Source organism: Pseudomonas batumici, from assembly GCF_036585405.1.
GTDB classification, from domain to species: domain Bacteria; phylum Pseudomonadota; class Gammaproteobacteria; order Pseudomonadales; family Pseudomonadaceae; genus Aquipseudomonas; species Aquipseudomonas batumici.
Genome location: NZ_CP144470.1, coordinates 1,833,060 through 1,847,509, shown reverse-complemented (window position 1 = coordinate 1,847,509; position 14,450 = coordinate 1,833,060). Strand labels below are relative to the sequence as shown.

Below are 14,450 nucleotides of genomic sequence, written 5' to 3'. Positions count from 1 at the left end.
GCTCCTACAATGGCATTGTTTTATGCCAGCGTTGCGCAGATCGCTTCGAACCCCGGCCGGGCCAGCACATCCGGCTGGGTGCAGCGCAACTGCAAGGCCTGGAGCGATTCAAGCGTGGACGACTCCATGCCGCCGTCGATCCGCTCCAGCAATTCCCCGAGCAAAATCCCGAACGCGCGCACCTCGATCCGTTGCAGGGCGCGGGTTTCCAGGCTGTCCGTCGGTGCGTGGAACGATGCCGCGCCAAAATCCCCGAGCAGGCAATCCCCGGTTTCGTTGTAGAGAATATTGTGCGCGTACAGATCGCCATGGCAGAGCCCCAGGCGGTGCAGGTGCGCGCCCACCGAGGCGATCCCCCGCGCCATGCGCAAGGCCTGGTCGGCGCTGAAGCGGGTCTCGTCCCGGTACACATCCCGGCTGCACGAGTCGAGACTGGGCAGCGCCGCGAGGTTGGCGAAGCGCGGATCGATCAGTTCCATCACCAGGCCCGCCTGGCCGTCGGGATGACCGGCGATACGCCCTTCGACCTTGATCAGGTTCGGATGCAGGCCCGCCGCGATACAGGCATTCATCTCGTTCAGGGGCGAACCGTCGCTGGTCATGCTGCCCTTGTACAGCTTCACCGCCACCGGCAAGGCCGGCGCCGGCGGGCGGCTCCAGAGGGCCTGGCTGATCACGCCCGAGGCACCTTCGCCCAGGCGCTGCTCAAGTTGCAGCTGGTCCCAGTCGATGGTCGGGGTGGTGTCGCCGACCAGCACTTCACCGGTGTGGTCGAGCTTCGGGTTACCGGCATAGGCGATCCAGGCCAGGCTTGGCAAGGTCAGCAGCCACTCGGGCAACTCGTCCAACTGGTTGGCGGCGATGCGGATCAGTTCCAGCCGGTGGCAGTCCGCCAGGCTGGCGGGCAGGGCGCGCAGGCGATTGCCCGCCAGCATGAGCTTCTGCAGCAAGGGCCGGCGTCCCAACTCCTCCGGCAGCTCGGTGATGCGGTTGTCGGTCAGGATCAGCCAGCGCAGCAGGGGCGGCAGGCCGGCGGCCGGTACCTGCTCGATGCGGTTGGCCTTGAAGGCGACCATGCTCAGTTTGGCGCATTGACCCAGGCAGGCCGGCAGTTCGGTGAACTGGTTGTCCGAGCAGAACAGGATGCGCAGGTGCGTCAGCCGGTGCAGATCGTCCGGCAGGCTGCTCAGGGCGTTGCCGCTCAGATTGAGGATTTCCAGGGAGTCGGCCAGTTGGAAGATTTCCCGGGGGAACTCGGTCAGCCCGCAGGACAGGTCGAGTCGCTTGATACCGGTCAGTTGGCCGGCGCGCAGTTGGGCAAGGGTATCCATAAGCGGGCGTGAGTACTCGTCGCGATCATCGAAAAAAGACTGCCATGATAGCAATGTTGTTCAGGTGCGGCGCAGTGATGAGTGGGTGCCGCTCGTGTTGAGGTCGATGTCAGTCGTGGCGATGGCTTCAGGTCCGACTTCGAGCAACTGTCCCAGCCGGCTGCGGGTCCGCGCCAGGTCGATGGCGTTGCCGCCCAGGCTGTCGCGCAGCGGACGCTCGCCGATCAGCAGCAGGCGCTTGTCCTGGTCGTACAGCACGTCGATCAGGTTGATGAAGCGCTGCTGGGCGGCGATCGAGCAGTCCTCAAGACTGGGCAGTTCGTCGATGATCCAGGTGTCGAAGCGTCGGCACAATTCCAGGTAGTCCATCACGGCCGTGGGCTGGTCGCACAGATCGGCGAACTCGAAGCGCACCGTGCGCTCGGCACACAGGCGCACGTTCAGTTGCCGGGCGCCCACCCGCAAGGCAAAGGCCGGGGCCTGGCGCTCCGGCAACCGCAGGGACTGGCGTTGTGCCGGGCTGCCCGGCCAGACGTACTGGCCCTGGGTGAACTGCTGCTGGGTATGGCTGTGGGGCTGGCCGCGGTAGTCATGCGGACCGCCGACCTCCATGACCTCCATGCGGGCGTTGATCAGGTCGATCACCGGTTTGAAGCGGGCGTGATAGAGCGGGTTGGGCAGCAGTCCTTCGGGCGGGTAGTTGGAGGTCACCAACAGCAGCACGCCCCGTTGGAACAGGGCCTTGAACAGTCGGCTGATGAGCATGGCATCGCCGATGTCATGGACATGGAACTCGTCGAAGCACAGCAGCCGACAGTCCGTGAGCAGTTCGTCCAGCGTCCGGCCCAGGGCATCTGGCGCTTCCCGGTGCCGGAACATGCCCTGGTGCAGGTGGGTGAAAAAGTCGTGGAAGTGGACCCGCTGTTTCTCGGCAATCGGCACGGCCTGGAAAAAACCGTCCAGCAACCAGCTCTTGCCGCGTCCGACCGCCCCGTGCAGGTACAGGCTGCGTTGCCGGCCCCGGGGGGAGGTGTGCAGCAGCGCACTGGCCTGTTGCGCCATGCGCTCGATGACCCGCTGTTGGCTCAGGCTCAGGGTGTAGCCCTGGTGATGGGCTTTGCGCCGGAAATATTCGTGCACGTCGTGGGACGGTGGCAGGGGGCTGGCCTTCCCGGCGAAAGCCTTGCCGAAAAAGCGGCGCAAGGCTGGCCAACGGGACTTCACGCCAGGGCGATGAGGGGGCAGGACGGCCAACGGAGAGAATCCCCTTGCGTAAAGGTCCAGAGGGTCGGGCTCATGGTGTCGCGAGCCGCATCGAGCGCTATCTTGCAGGCGGCGGCGCTAATTTAACCAATACCCAAGGCGCCGACCAGCGATCTCGAAAATGCATGACTCCGGGACCCCGCTCCGGGGCGTCGTCGCCCCCAGGGCCGCTAGCGCTCGATACTGCGATTCCAGCGCGCGTTCCACTCCGGTCGCAGCAGGTTGACCTGGTCCCAGTCGATCGCCACCGCGGTTTCCAGGTAGTGCTTCATGGCCTCGACCTGACCCCGGGTCTTGTCGGTGGTCGGGGTGTTGGGGTTGGACGGAATCTGGTCGCCATCTTCCAGCGCCGCCGCCTGGGCCTCGGGCGTGAGCAGGAACTCGGCGAGTTTCTGCGCCAATTCGGGTTGGCTGTTGTTGGCGATCGCGCACTCGGCCACGTTCAGCACCACCGCGCCTTCCTTGGGTTGCGCGTACTCCACCGGGATGCCCTTGAGCTGGAGCGCGGTGACCTGGGTCGGCGTCAGTGGAAACAGCGCCGCTTCATCGGTCTGGACCATCTCCGACAGCTTGGCCGAACTCGGAATGTACTCCAGCACATTGCGCCCCACGCTCCCCGGCCAGGCCTTGAAACCGGGGTCGACGTTGGTCTCGCTGCCGCCCTGGATCCGGTTGAACATCAGGAACCCGTGCAGGCCGAAGGTCGAGGACGACATCGACTGGAACACCAGTTTGTCCTTGTACTTGCTGTCCGCCATGTCCATCCACGAGGTCGGCGCGGCCCAGCCTTTTTCCTTGAACAGCCGGGTGTTGTAGGCCAGCCCGGTCACCCCCAGACTGACCGCCACCGCCTGGTCCTTGATCCGCCCCTTGGCCGGGATCTGTGCCAGGGTCGGGTTGTCTTCGAGCTTGCTGCACAGGCCCATGGAGATCGCCCGGTACATGATCCCGTCATCGAGGAAGATCACGTGCAGCTGCGGGTTATCCTTGCTCGCCTGGACCTTGGCGAGGATATCGGCGGACGTGCCGGGCACGATGACCACCTTGACGTGGTTGGCCTTTTCGAAAGGCGGCAGCACCTTGTCGGTGTACAAACGCTCCATGGTCCCGCCGTTCATCCCCAGGTACAGCGTGGGCTCGGCCTGGACCGGCGCGGCGACGAGCAGGGCAGTGAGAGGCAGGCAGGACAAACCGATCAGGGCATTGCGTTGAGTCTTCTTCATGGCGCGATCTTCCTCTGGGTTCTGACGGCCCGCTCAAACGGCGGGAGTGGATTGGAAACGGGTAATGGAAAAAGCTTCGATCGGCGTCGACGACTGGCCCTGGCACACCAGTTCGGCCAGCACTTCACCCACCGCCGGAGCGATCTGGAAGCCCACCCCGGCGAAGCCGAAGGCGTGCAGCAGGCCGGGTTGGGTGCTGCTCGGGCCGATCACCGGTTGGTGGTCGGGCAGGTAGCCTTCGGTGCCGCTCCAGGTGCGAATCGCCTGGGCGCCTTCCAGGAACGGATAAAGCTCGACGGCCTGGCGGAGAATCTCCAGCACGGCGGCCTGCCCTGGTCGGGCGCGGGCGTGGTCGAGGGCAAAACCCCGGCCGCCACCCAGAACGCAGTTGCCGCGACTGACCTGGCGGGCATAGATGCCGCCGCCCTCGACGCCGGTGCTGGCATCCATCACCCGGGGCAAGGGTTCGGTTACCAGCATGGCCGGATGGCCGGCGTGCATGGGCACCGCTTCACCGAACCGGGCGGCGAGGCTGCCAGCCCAGGCACCGGCGCAGTTGAGTAGCCAGGGGGCGCGGACTTCGACGCCTGTTTGCGTGCGCAGGATAAAGCGTCGGCCATCGTGCTCGACCTCGCGGACCTCGCTCTGCTCCAGCACGGTCGCACCGAGCAGGCGGGCGGCCCGGGCAAATGCCGGAGAGACCAGGCGGGGGTTGGCATGCCCGTCGTCGGGGCAGAAGGACGCGCCCTCGGCAATCTTGCCGACCCAGGGAAAACGTCGCTGCAACTGCTCGCGGTCAAGCACTTGCAGGTCGAGTCCGAAGCCCTGGCTGCTGTCGGCATAGGCTTGCAGAGAGGCCAGGTCGTCGAGGCTGCGGGCCAGCTTGAGATGCCCCGAGCGCTGGTATTCGCCGTCGATACCGATCAGTTCCGGCAGGCGCGCCCAGATCCCGTGAGCGCGCTGGGACAGCGGCAACTGCGACAACGGTCGTCCCTGGCGGCGCACCCCGCCGTAGTTCACGCCGCTGGAATGGGAGCCGCAGAAGTCCCGCTCCAGCAGCGCCACGCGACGGCCTTGACGGCTCAGGGCCAGGGCTGCCGAAGCGCCGACGATGCCGCCGCCGAGAATCATCACGTCGACTTCGATCATGGCGCGACCTCCACGCCGAAGGGCAATGGCTTGATCGGCGCCTGGGCGCGCAAATGGCCAATGCTGTCCAGGCCCAGGCCGCTTTCACTGGCGATGATTTCCGCCGCCGCCGCGCCACAGATCCGTCCCTGGCAGCGGCCCATGCCGACCCGGCAATGAGCCTTGACCCGATTGATTTCCCAATGGCCTTCGCGGACCACCGCGCGCACCTCACCGACGCTGACTTCCTCGCAGCGACACAGCATCAGTGTGTCCGGGGCGTCCGGAGCCCAGCGCTCGGGGAAGGGGAATGCCTGTTCCAGTCCTTGGCGGAAGGTATCGATGCGTTGCAGGCGAGCCTCCAGAAACGCTGTTCGCTGCGGATCGACGGCGTGTCCAAGGTCTTCCAGCAGGGCCAGGGCGGTCCGTTCGCCGGCCATTTCCGCCGCATCGGCGCCCATGATTCCGGCGCCATCGCCGGCCAGGTAGACACCCGCCACGCTGCTGCGCCCGGCGCTGTCGCGGTCCGGCAGCCAGGCGCGGTTCAAGGGGTTCCAACTGAAATGGCAGCCCAGCAGATCGGCCAGTTGGGTTTCGCTGCGCAGGCCGTGGGCGAGGGCCAGCGCGTCGCAGTCAAGCGCGGATAGGGACGTGCCCTGGCGCCAGCGCAATGACTGGACGCGGCGCTCGCCGTCGATCTGTTGCAGATGGGCGTCCTGGTGCACCGGAATGCCGTGGGCCATCAGCCAGCTTCGGTAATACAGGCCCTTGGCGAGGGTCAGCGGTTGCTTGAACAAGCCGGGCAGGGCGCGACACTGGGCGCTGAAGGGCGCACTGTCGAGCACCGCCACGACCTTGGCTCCCGCCTTGGCGTATTGGTAGGCCACCAGGTACAGCAGCGGCCCGCTGCCGGCAAACACTACCCGTTGACCGATGGCACAACCCTGATACTTCAGGGCAATCTGCGCGGCACCGAGGCTGTAGACACCGGGCAAGGTCCAGCCCGGTACCGGCAGCACCCGGTCGGTGGCGCCGGTGGCGACGATCACCCGGGCATAGGCCAGGCGCCCGGCGCGGCCTTGTTGCAGTGTGTCCAGTGCACCGTCCTCGGCGTTCCACACCAGGGTTTCGGGCCGATAGTCGAGCTGTTCGCGCAGACGGTCGAGGGTCTGGTGGATAGCGACGGCCTTGCGGGCTTCGAAACCGTAGAGTGTCACCGGCGAGCGGCGGAAGTTCTCCGGCTGGCGCCGATAGATCTGCCCGCCACCGCGCGCGGCTTCATCCAGCAGACAGGGCCGCAGGCCATGGGCAACCAGGGTTTGCGCGGCACGAATGCCGGCCGGTCCGGCACCGACGATCACAATCGCACTCACGATCGCGGTCTCCCTTCACGACTCACCTGCTGCCCGGCTTCGAGCATCGTCGAACATGCGCGCACCCGGCGCCCGTCGGCCAGCCTGACCCAGCAATCCTGGCAGGCGCCCATCAGGCAGAACCCGGCGCGAGGCTCGCCGCTGAAGTCGCTGTGGCGCAGATGTTCACCGGCGATCAGCAGGGCGGTGAGCAGGGTGTCGCCCTGCAAACCGCTGGCCGGCTCGCCGTCGAGGGTGAAGTCCAGGGCCGGGCGATCGCCTTCGGCCAGTCGTTTCAGCAGCGCCATGTCGACCTCATTGTTTGCCTACCAGTACCCGGTCCAGGCCGTAGACCCGGTCGAGCAGAATCATCGTCAGCGCGGTCAGCGCGATCACCAGGGCCGAGACCGCCGCCATCATCGGGTCGATGGACTCGGTGGCGTAGACATACATGCGCACCGGCAGGGTCTGGGTCGCGGGGGAGGTGACGAAGATCGACAGCGTCACTTCGTCGAAGCTGTTGATGAACGCCAGCAGCCAACCGCCGGCCACGCCGGGCAGGATCATCGGCAGGGTGATCTGGCGGAACAGGGTGAAGCGCCCGGCACCGAGGGATTCGGCGGCCTGTTCGGCGCTGCGGTCCATGCCGATGGCGGCGGCCAGTACCAGGCGCAGCACATAGGGCGTGATCACCAGCACATGGGTGAAGATCAACCAGGTGAAGCTGCCGTTGACCCCCTTCAGGGCGAACAGGCGCAACAGAGCCACCCCGAGCACCAGGTGCGGGATGATGATCGGCGAGAGAAACAGGCCATTGAGAACGTCCCGGCCGGGGAAGCGATGCCGGGTCATCGCCAGGGCCGCCGGAACGGCGATCAAGGTCGCCAGGCTGGCGGCGCTGAAGGCCAGGATCAGGCTGTTGTAGAACGCCAGGACAAAGTCCGCGCGTTCGAACACCGCGCGGAACCAGCGCAATGAGAAGTCCGTGGTCGGCAGGCTCAGGGTATTTTCCGGTGTGAAGGCCACCAGGCAGACCACCACCAGCGGCGCCATCATGAACGCCACGATCAGGCTGTGGAACAGCAGGGCCAACGGGCCGTTTCTGGACATTTACGCGGCCCCCAGGGATTTCTTGTAGCGACGTTCGATCATCCGGTTCCACGACAGCATGATCAGCAGGTTGAGCAGCAACAGCACCACGGCAATCGCCGCGCCCATCGGCCAGTTGAGTTCCGAGAGGTACTGGTCGTAGACCAGGGTCGCGACCATCTTCAGCCGGCGTCCGCCGAGCAGGCCGGGAATCGCGAAGGAGCTGGCGGCCAGGCCGAACACGATCAGCGTGCCGGACAACACCCCGGGCATGACCTGCGGCAACACCACCTGGCGCATCACGGTGGCGTGACTGGCGCCGAGGGACAGTGCGGCCTGTTCTGCGGCCGGATCGAGCTTTTGCAGCGAAGTCCAGACCGGGATGATCATGAACGGCAACATCACATGGACCAGGGCGATCACCACCGCGAACGGCGTGTAGAGCAGTTTCATCGGTGCCAGGCCGAAGGCTTGCAGGCTCTGGTTGACCAGGCCGTCGGCGCCCAGCAGGAGGCTCCAGCCGAAGGCCCGGACCACCACCGAAATCAGCAATGGCGTGAGGATCAGGATCAGGAAGATCGAACGCCAGGGCGTGCCCATGCGGCTGAGGATGTAGGCCTCGGGCACACCGATCAGCACACAGAGCAGGGTGGTCAGGCCGCTGATCCAGAAGGTGCGCAGGAAAACTTCATAGAAGTACGGATCGCTGAACAGCACGCCGTAGTGTTCCAGGGTGTAGGCGTCGCTTTTGACCCCGGTCTGGTAATCGAAGACGTTGAACGACAATACGCCGGTCAGGCCCAGCGGCAGGACCAGCAGGCCGAGGTAGAGCAGCAGGGCCGGCGCCGACAGCAGGTAACCGCGGCGTCCCTGGCACATCCGCGCGAGCAGGTTCATGCCGGTACCTCGCCGTGCTCTAGCACCCGCAACAGTTCGGCCGGCCAGTCGAGGCCCACCACGGCACCCTCGTTCAGTGGCGCCGAACCGTCATTGCGCCGCACCACCGTGACTTCGCCGATAGCGGTGTCGATCCGATACAGCCACTGGCTGCCGAGAAAGAAACGGCTGAGGATCTTCCCGGGCAAACGCCCGCTGCCGGCGGCCAGCAGGTCGATCTTTTCCGGACGCAGGCTCAGGGTCAGAGCACCTTCACCCGGCAGTTGACGGACCTGCGCACAGCCATTGGCGTCGCGGTCTCCCGGCAGCAGGTTGGCCTTGCCGACGAAACCGGAAATAAAGCGCGTGCGCGGGTGCTCGTAGAGTTTATAGGGCTCGTCGATCTGGGTAATGCGCCCGGCCTGCATCACCACCACGCGGTCGCTGATGGACAGGGCTTCGGCCTGGTCGTGGGTGACCATCAGGGTGGTGATGCCGACTTCACGCTGGATGCGACGAATCTCGAACTGCATCTCTTCGCGCAGATTGGCGTCGAGGTTGGACAGCGGTTCGTCGAGCAACAGCACCGGCGGCTCGATCACCAGCGCCCGGGCCAGGGCGACCCGCTGGCGCTGGCCGCCGGACAGCTCGCGCGGATAACGTTCGGCGTGCTGGTGCAGGCGCACCAACTGCAGCACCGTTGCCACCCGTCTACGTACTTCGGCGGCCGGCACCTTGCGCATGCGCAGGCCGAAGGCGACGTTGTCCTGGACGCTCATGTGGGGAAACAGCGCATAGCTCTGGAACACCACGCCGAGGCCGCGACTGCTGGGCTTGGCATGGGTGATATCACGGTTATCGAGAATAATCGTGCCGGCGCTGACCTCGACGAAGCCGGCGATCATTTGCAGGGTCGTGGTCTTGCCGCAACCGGAAGGGCCGAGCAGCGAGACGAACTCGCCCTTGTCCACCGAGAGCTGCGTGGCGACCACGGCATCGATCTCGCCATAGCGCTTGCACACGCCTTCAAGTCGTAGAAAGGCCATAACTGCGTTCCACCTGTGGTTGTTGTCGTGCACGCCGGGGCGCACTTTTCTTGTCATGGGCAGAGACGAAAGGGTATTGCCGGGGTACGTGGTGCTCGACGGGTGTCGGCTACCGATGTTGTTCGAATCGCCCCTTGTGGACGCAGAGTAGGACGAAGCCTAGGATGTGCGAAAGAGTAAATTTCACTGAAAGAATGATTATTTTCAGTTTCATTCAGTGAATAAATTTTCAGGTGAAAAAGATGCCAGCAGATTCCATTGATCGGAATGAAAGGAAGAATGAAGTCGGTGTCGGTGCGGTGTCACGGCTGTTTGCCGTGTTGCGCAGCCTGGGGGAGACTCCGGAGGGCGGTGAACGGGTGACCCAGCTGGCCGAGCGGGTCGGTTTGTCCCAGCCCACCACGCACCGGCTGCTGCGCAGCCTGGTGGACGAGGGGATGGTCGAGCAGGACGCACGCAGCAAACGCTATCGCCTGAGCCTGGAGTTCTTCGCCCTTGCGGCCCGGGCCGGACAGACCGGCAATCTGCGTGAACTGGTGCGGCCGGCGTTGCTGCGGTTGTCGGCGTCGCTGGGGGATTCGCTGTTTCTCCTGGCCCGCAGCGGTTTCGATGCGATCTGCCTGGACCGTAGCGAAGGGCCGTTTCCGATCCGCACCTTTACCGGTGATATCGGTGGACGCGTGGCCTTGGGCGTGGGGCAGGGCAGCCTGGCGATCCTCGCGTTCCTGCCGGAAGAGGAGCGGGAAACGGTGATCCGCTACAACCTGCCGCGGCTGCGGGATTTCCATCTGTATGACGAAGTGCTGCTGCGTTCCGAGGTGGAGAATGTGCGCACGCTCGGTTATGCGGGCCGCAACACTGGCGTGTTGCAGGGCATGGCCGGGGTCGCTGTCCCGATCCTGGATCGCGAGGGCCGGGCGGTGGCGGCCTTGAGTGTCGCCACCATCAGCGACCGCCTCGGGCCGGATCGTTTGCCGACGGTGGTGGAGTTGCTCAAGCGCGAGGCGGCGGCGATCGGTCCGCGGATCAATCCGTTCGATCCGTTGTTGCGGCGGCCGTCGCAGATATTTGGTACTCCGCAATAGTGGGGTTTGTCTGGCCTAGAACCGGGCGGTCTGCTGCAGCAGCTGCGCCGCCGGACTGTCCGCCGGGGTGACTATCGCGTAGTTGTAGCCGCTGCCGGACCAGTATTCGGCCTGCAGTTCGCCGTCGCGCCGATGTCCGCGTTCCAGCATATAGTTCCTCGGTCCCGGCGGCCGCACGTAGTAGCCGATCCGCTGCCCTTGCGGGTTCTCATACAGGACCATCGCGGCCGCGCCCTGCTCGGTGCTCAGCAAGCGCGCGCCGACCGGTTTGAACCCGGCATTCTGCAGGTTCGGCAAGCGGTTGGCCTGGGTGAAATAACGGTCGAGCCAGTTTTGCAGGTCGCCGCTCTGCTCGACCTTGAAGTCCGCCGGCAGGATGTCCTGGGTGGCGAACAGGCGATAGGCCTGCACCGCATCGGCCATCGGCGCGGGCAGCGGGAAGGTCATCTGCCGGGCCTGCCAGCCGCCGACACCGCCGAGGATCACGGTCATCAGCAACACCGCGGCACTGGCCAGGTGACGGCGGGACCTGTCACGCAGGCGCTGGCGAATCCGCGTCGGGTCCAGCGCCGGGTTCGCCGGCATCTGCAAGGCAGCGCCCAGGGCCGCCCGCAAGTGCTGGGCATCGCGTTGCCAGTCGCGGACCTGTTCGGCCAGTTCCGGGTTGGTCGCCAGGTACACCTCCAGCAATTGCCGGTCGGCGTCGTCGAGCTGATGATCGACGTAGGCGTGCAGGTCACGCTCGCTTGGGGGAAGAGTGATCATTTCAATATCCGCAGGGAGGGGCTGGTGATTTCGCCGTCGCCGAGCTGGCGCAGGGCCTGGCGGGCGCGGGACAGACGCGACATCACGGTGCCGATGGGGACGTCGAGAATCTCGGCGACTTCCTTGTAACTCAAACCTTCCACCGAGACCCAGAGCAACAGCGCCCGTTGCTCGGCGGGCAACTGCTCGAAGGCTTCCAGGGTCGACTGGGCCACCACCGTGCGTTCCACCGAGGGTTGGGCTTCGCCCCGACCGGTGAAGAACTTGAGCATTCGCGCATAGCGTTTGCCGCGACGGTGGGTGTCGATGAATTGTCGATACAGGATCGAGAACAGCCAGGCCCGCAGGTCGCCCTCGGCACGCTTGTCGCCCCAACTGGACAGGGCCCGCTCCAGGCTGGCCTGGACCAGATCGTCGGCGCTGCTGGGATGACGCGTCAGCGACACGGCGAAGCGCCGCATTCGCGGGATCAGCTCACGTAACTGTGCATCGAGATCGTTCATGGAATCCTGCGGGTTCTTGACCCGTCACTACGCCTGGACCAGCAAGACGCCTGGCTTCGCAGGTTATTCCAACGGCCGGAAAATAAATATTCGAACAATAAATCGAGGGGTCGGGAATAAACCGCGCCGACCTTCGTCCTATAGCTCCTTCACCGTGTGGCCGCCTGAGGCCCTGGAGTTCTTTCATGGTAGATCACACCCCACCGCCCCTCAGCGGTTCGAGCAAGGCCTTGCGCCTGGCCGGCATCGCCGTCGTGGTCGGTGCCCTGGCCGGGGCCTTTGCCTATGTCGGCGGTCGGCTCGACCCGCAGCGCCTGACGCCCGGGCGCATCGTCGATACCTTCGAGAAAAACAACGGCCTGCATGCCGGCTTCAGGCGCAATCACGCCAAGGGCGTGTGTGTGGCCGGGTATTTTGAAGGCAGCGATGCGGCGCGTGCCTATTCCACCGCCCAGGTCTTTCGCGAAGGCAGCGTGCCGGTGGAAGGGCGCTTCGCCTTGCCCAGCGGCAATCCCTATGCGCCGGACAGCAGCGTACCGATTCGCAGCCTCGGCTTGCGCTTCACCCAGGCCAACGGCCAGCAATGGCGCACCGGGATGAACAGCATGCCGGTGTTTCCGGTGGGCACGCCCGAGGCGTTCTTCCAGCAGCTCCAGGCGGCCGCGCCCGACCCGAGCACCGGCAAGCCGAACCCGGCGGCCATGGCGGCGTTCTTCGCCGGTCACCCGGAAACCGCGCCGTTCCTGCAATGGATCAAGACCGCCAAGCCGTCGGCCAGCTACGCCACCGAAAGCTACAACGGCCTGAATGCCTTCTACCTGGTCAACGCGGCCGGCCAGCGCCAGGCCGTGCGCTGGGGGCTGGTGCCGCTGAGCCAGGATGCGGCGGGTGCGATGGCGCCGGACGGTGCCGATTTCCTCGCCAAGGACCTGACCCAGCGCCTGGCGGCGGGGCCGCTGAAATGGCGGTTGAACCTCACCCTGGCCAATCCCGGCGACCCCACGGACGATGCCAGCCGGCAATGGACCGGCGAGCACAAGGTGCTCAACGCCGGCACCCTGGTGCTGGAAAGCACCCAACCCCAGGACGACGGCGATTGCCGCGATATCAACTACGACCCGCTGGTCTTGCCCAGTGGTATCGAGGCTTCGGCCGACCCCCTGCTGGCGGCGCGTTCGGCGGCCTATGCCAGTTCCTATCTGCGTCGCACCAGCGAAGTGGGCGCATTGCCCGCCGTCCATTCGTCACAGGAGTCCCACCCATGAGCGCCCCGTCGAATCACTTCGCGCCCTTGGCGCGTCTGCTGCATTGGTTGATGGCGTTGATGATCCTGGCGATGCTGTTTATCGGTGCCGGCATGGTGGCCTCGGTGTCCGAGCGGCATGAGTGGTTGCTGCACCTGCACAAGCCGCTGGGGATTGCGATCCTGCTGTTGGTGGTGGTGCGTCTGCTGGTGCGTTTCAGTACTCGCCAGCCACCGCTGCCGAGCGATTTGCCGGGCTGGCAGGTGCTGGCGGCGAAGCTGTCCCATGTGTTGCTGTATGGCTTGATGCTGGTGTTGCCGCTGCTGGGCTGGGCGATGATTTCGGCGGCGGGGGATCCGGTGATGTTGAGCGGTTCGTTGCAGTTGCCGGCGCTGGTGTCGGCCAATGCGACGACCTTTGCCTTCCTGCGCAAGGCCCATGGCTACCTGGCGTATCTGCTGTTCCTGACGGTGTTGCTGCACCTGGCGGCGGCGCTGTTCCATGGCTGGATTCGTCGGGACGGGGTGCTGGAAAGCATGGTGCGCGGCAAGGATTGAAGGCGAGCGCGGCTTCAGATTGCCTTGGCCGACGGGCGGGTCATTCGCGGGAAAACCGCTCGCGGCTGTTGCTCAGGTGTGTCCACATCGCCGCCCGCGCCGCATCCGGGTCCTGGCGGCGGATAGCCGTCAGGATCGCTTCGTGCTCCAGGCTGGCGAGCTGGCCCAGTTGTGCCAGGTCAGCATCGCCGCGCTCCGCGCCCGGCACCCGGGTGCGCGGAATCATCGAGCTGCCCAGGTGCAGCAGGATCTCGGAAAAGTAGGCATTGCCGGTGGCTTCGGCAATCAGCAGGTGAAAACGCTGGTCGGCCGCCACGCAACTGTCATTGTTGGCCAGCAGGCTCCGATACTCGTCCAGCGCCGCGCGCATCTGCTTGAGATGCTCGTCGCTGCGCCGACGTGCCGCCAGCGCCGCTGCCTGGGTTTCCAGGCCCAGGCGCAGTTCCAGGAGATCGCGCACGCTCAGCGCGGTTTCCACATTCAGGCGCAAGCCATGGGGCTCCTGGCGCTCCAGCACGAAACTGCCCACTCCATGATGGGTTTCCACCCAGCCCGCGGCCTGCAGTTTGGAAATCGCCTCGCGCACCACCGTGCGGCTGACCTTGTGCTCGCGCACGATGGCACTTTCCGACGGCAGCTTGTCGCCCGGTTTCAAATACCCCAGGCGAATCTGCTGGGTCAGGTGATCGACCAGGTCATGGGCCAGGTTGGGGCTGCGTTTGCGTTGTGGCGCAAGGGGGGCGGTTTCAGTGCTCATGGGCGTGTCACGCAGGGGCGAGGGGAAAGCTTAACACTCGTCTGACAAGAGGCGTAGCGGTCACGGCTATCATGTATGACAACTTGATGCCGAGGAAGGCAAATTTTTTGGTGACGGCTTTGGTCAAAGGCTTTTATGTGATTTTGTTGGGTGTGCTGTTTTTGTAAAAAATATTTATAAATCAATAAGATAAAATTTATAGAAGAGTTCCGCCGCTCAATCTGAACGGTG

15 protein-coding genes are annotated in these 14,450 nt (G+C 65.1%); 3 read left to right on the top strand and 12 right to left on the bottom strand.

Going from position 1 to position 14,450, the window contains the following annotated elements; all coding sequences use genetic code 11:
- Window positions 1-20 precede the first annotated feature (20 nt).
- The 9 genes from NUH87_RS08170 to NUH87_RS08130 all read right to left on the bottom strand — a co-directional run bounded on the left by NUH87_RS08170 (window position 21) and on the right by NUH87_RS08130 (window position 9,308).
- The gene (locus NUH87_RS08170; protein WP_338525559.1) at window positions 21-1,331 is read right to left on the bottom strand and encodes a leucine-rich repeat-containing protein kinase family protein; all 1,311 of its coding nucleotides are present in this window, start codon (window positions 1,329-1,331) and stop codon (window positions 21-23) included.
- Window positions 1,332-1,391: 60 nt separating this feature from the next.
- Window positions 1,392-2,585, bottom strand: coding sequence for a cell division protein ZapE (gene zapE / locus NUH87_RS08165; RefSeq protein ID WP_338525558.1), 1,194 nt, complete (start codon window positions 2,583-2,585; stop codon window positions 1,392-1,394).
- Window positions 2,586-2,764: 179 nt separating this feature from the next.
- Window positions 2,765-3,817, bottom strand: coding sequence for an ABC transporter substrate-binding protein (locus NUH87_RS08160; RefSeq protein WP_338525557.1), 1,053 nt, complete (start codon window positions 3,815-3,817; stop codon window positions 2,765-2,767).
- Between the two features lie 33 nt (window positions 3,818-3,850).
- Window positions 3,851-4,966: an FAD-dependent oxidoreductase gene (locus tag NUH87_RS08155; protein WP_338525556.1), complete on the bottom strand. Its 1,116-nt coding sequence runs from the start codon at window positions 4,964-4,966 to the stop codon at window positions 3,851-3,853.
- A complete protein-coding gene (locus NUH87_RS08150; protein ID WP_338525555.1) occupies window positions 4,963-6,318 on the bottom strand; it encodes an FAD/NAD(P)-binding oxidoreductase in 1,356 nt (451 codons plus the stop codon). The genes NUH87_RS08155 and NUH87_RS08150 overlap by 4 nt, the downstream gene beginning before the upstream one ends.
- Window positions 6,315-6,605, bottom strand: coding sequence for a (2Fe-2S)-binding protein (locus NUH87_RS08145; RefSeq protein WP_338525554.1), 291 nt, complete (start codon window positions 6,603-6,605; stop codon window positions 6,315-6,317). The genes NUH87_RS08150 and NUH87_RS08145 overlap by 4 nt, the downstream gene beginning before the upstream one ends.
- A 7-nt stretch (window positions 6,606-6,612) precedes the next feature.
- Complete coding sequence (locus NUH87_RS08140; RefSeq protein WP_338525553.1) at window positions 6,613-7,407, bottom strand: ABC transporter permease; 795 nt, start codon at window positions 7,405-7,407, stop codon at window positions 6,613-6,615.
- The gene (locus tag NUH87_RS08135) at window positions 7,408-8,283 is read right to left on the bottom strand and encodes an ABC transporter permease (protein WP_338525552.1); all 876 of its coding nucleotides are present in this window, start codon (window positions 8,281-8,283) and stop codon (window positions 7,408-7,410) included.
- Window positions 8,280-9,308, bottom strand: a complete 1,029-nt coding sequence (locus NUH87_RS08130; protein ID WP_338525551.1) for an ABC transporter ATP-binding protein — start codon at window positions 9,306-9,308, stop codon at window positions 8,280-8,282. The genes NUH87_RS08135 and NUH87_RS08130 overlap by 4 nt, the downstream gene beginning before the upstream one ends.
- A 242-nt stretch (window positions 9,309-9,550) precedes the next feature.
- Between NUH87_RS08130 and NUH87_RS08125 the strand changes: the two genes are divergently transcribed.
- Window positions 9,551-10,393: an IclR family transcriptional regulator gene (locus NUH87_RS08125; RefSeq protein ID WP_338525550.1), complete on the top strand. Its 843-nt coding sequence runs from the start codon at window positions 9,551-9,553 to the stop codon at window positions 10,391-10,393.
- A 15-nt stretch (window positions 10,394-10,408) separates the two neighbouring features.
- Here the strand turns inward: NUH87_RS08125 and NUH87_RS08120 are convergent, their stop codons facing one another.
- Window positions 10,409-11,158, bottom strand: coding sequence for an anti-sigma factor (locus NUH87_RS08120; RefSeq protein WP_338525549.1), 750 nt, complete (start codon window positions 11,156-11,158; stop codon window positions 10,409-10,411).
- On the bottom strand, window positions 11,155-11,661 hold the full coding sequence (locus NUH87_RS08115; RefSeq protein ID WP_338525548.1) for an RNA polymerase sigma factor: 507 nt from the start codon (window positions 11,659-11,661) through the stop codon (window positions 11,155-11,157). The genes NUH87_RS08120 and NUH87_RS08115 overlap by 4 nt, the downstream gene beginning before the upstream one ends.
- 185 nt (window positions 11,662-11,846) lie before the next feature.
- Here NUH87_RS08115 and NUH87_RS08110 point away from each other — a divergent pair, with 185 nt between their 5' ends.
- On the top strand, window positions 11,847-12,926 hold the full coding sequence (locus NUH87_RS08110; RefSeq protein WP_338525546.1) for a catalase family peroxidase: 1,080 nt from the start codon (window positions 11,847-11,849) through the stop codon (window positions 12,924-12,926).
- On the top strand, window positions 12,923-13,462 hold the full coding sequence (locus NUH87_RS08105) for a cytochrome b (protein WP_040063074.1): 540 nt from the start codon (window positions 12,923-12,925) through the stop codon (window positions 13,460-13,462). Before NUH87_RS08110 ends, NUH87_RS08105 begins: the two co-directional genes overlap by 4 nt.
- A 40-nt stretch (window positions 13,463-13,502) precedes the next feature.
- Here NUH87_RS08105 and NUH87_RS08100 read toward each other — a convergent pair whose 3' ends face one another.
- Window positions 13,503-14,219: a FadR/GntR family transcriptional regulator gene (locus NUH87_RS08100; protein WP_040063072.1), complete on the bottom strand. Its 717-nt coding sequence runs from the start codon at window positions 14,217-14,219 to the stop codon at window positions 13,503-13,505.
- Window positions 14,220-14,450 lie beyond the last annotated feature (231 nt).

Coding starts and splice junctions, on each gene's coding strand:
- NUH87_RS08170 (WP_338525559.1), bottom strand. CDS start 1,331: ATGGATACCCTTGCCCAACTGCGCGCCGGCCAACTGACCGGTATCAAG.
- NUH87_RS08160 (WP_338525557.1), bottom strand. CDS start 3,817: ATGAAGAAGACTCAACGCAATGCCCTGATCGGTTTGTCCTGCCTGCCT.
- NUH87_RS08155 (WP_338525556.1), bottom strand. CDS start 4,966: ATGATCGAAGTCGACGTGATGATTCTCGGCGGCGGCATCGTCGGCGCT.
- NUH87_RS08145 (WP_338525554.1), bottom strand. CDS start 6,605: ATGGCGCTGCTGAAACGACTGGCCGAAGGCGATCGCCCGGCCCTGGAC.
- NUH87_RS08140 (WP_338525553.1), bottom strand. CDS start 7,407: ATGTCCAGAAACGGCCCGTTGGCCCTGCTGTTCCACAGCCTGATCGTG.
- NUH87_RS08135 (WP_338525552.1), bottom strand. CDS start 8,283: ATGAACCTGCTCGCGCGGATGTGCCAGGGACGCCGCGGTTACCTGCTG.
- NUH87_RS08130 (WP_338525551.1), bottom strand. CDS start 9,308: ATGGCCTTTCTACGACTTGAAGGCGTGTGCAAGCGCTATGGCGAGATC.
- NUH87_RS08125 (WP_338525550.1), top strand. CDS start 9,551: ATGCCAGCAGATTCCATTGATCGGAATGAAAGGAAGAATGAAGTCGGT.
- NUH87_RS08120 (WP_338525549.1), bottom strand. CDS start 11,158: ATGATCACTCTTCCCCCAAGCGAGCGTGACCTGCACGCCTACGTCGAT.
- NUH87_RS08115 (WP_338525548.1), bottom strand. CDS start 11,661: ATGAACGATCTCGATGCACAGTTACGTGAGCTGATCCCGCGAATGCGG.
- NUH87_RS08110 (WP_338525546.1), top strand. CDS start 11,847: ATGGTAGATCACACCCCACCGCCCCTCAGCGGTTCGAGCAAGGCCTTG.
- NUH87_RS08105 (WP_040063074.1), top strand. CDS start 12,923: ATGAGCGCCCCGTCGAATCACTTCGCGCCCTTGGCGCGTCTGCTGCAT.
- NUH87_RS08100 (WP_040063072.1), bottom strand. CDS start 14,219: ATGAGCACTGAAACCGCCCCCCTTGCGCCACAACGCAAACGCAGCCCC.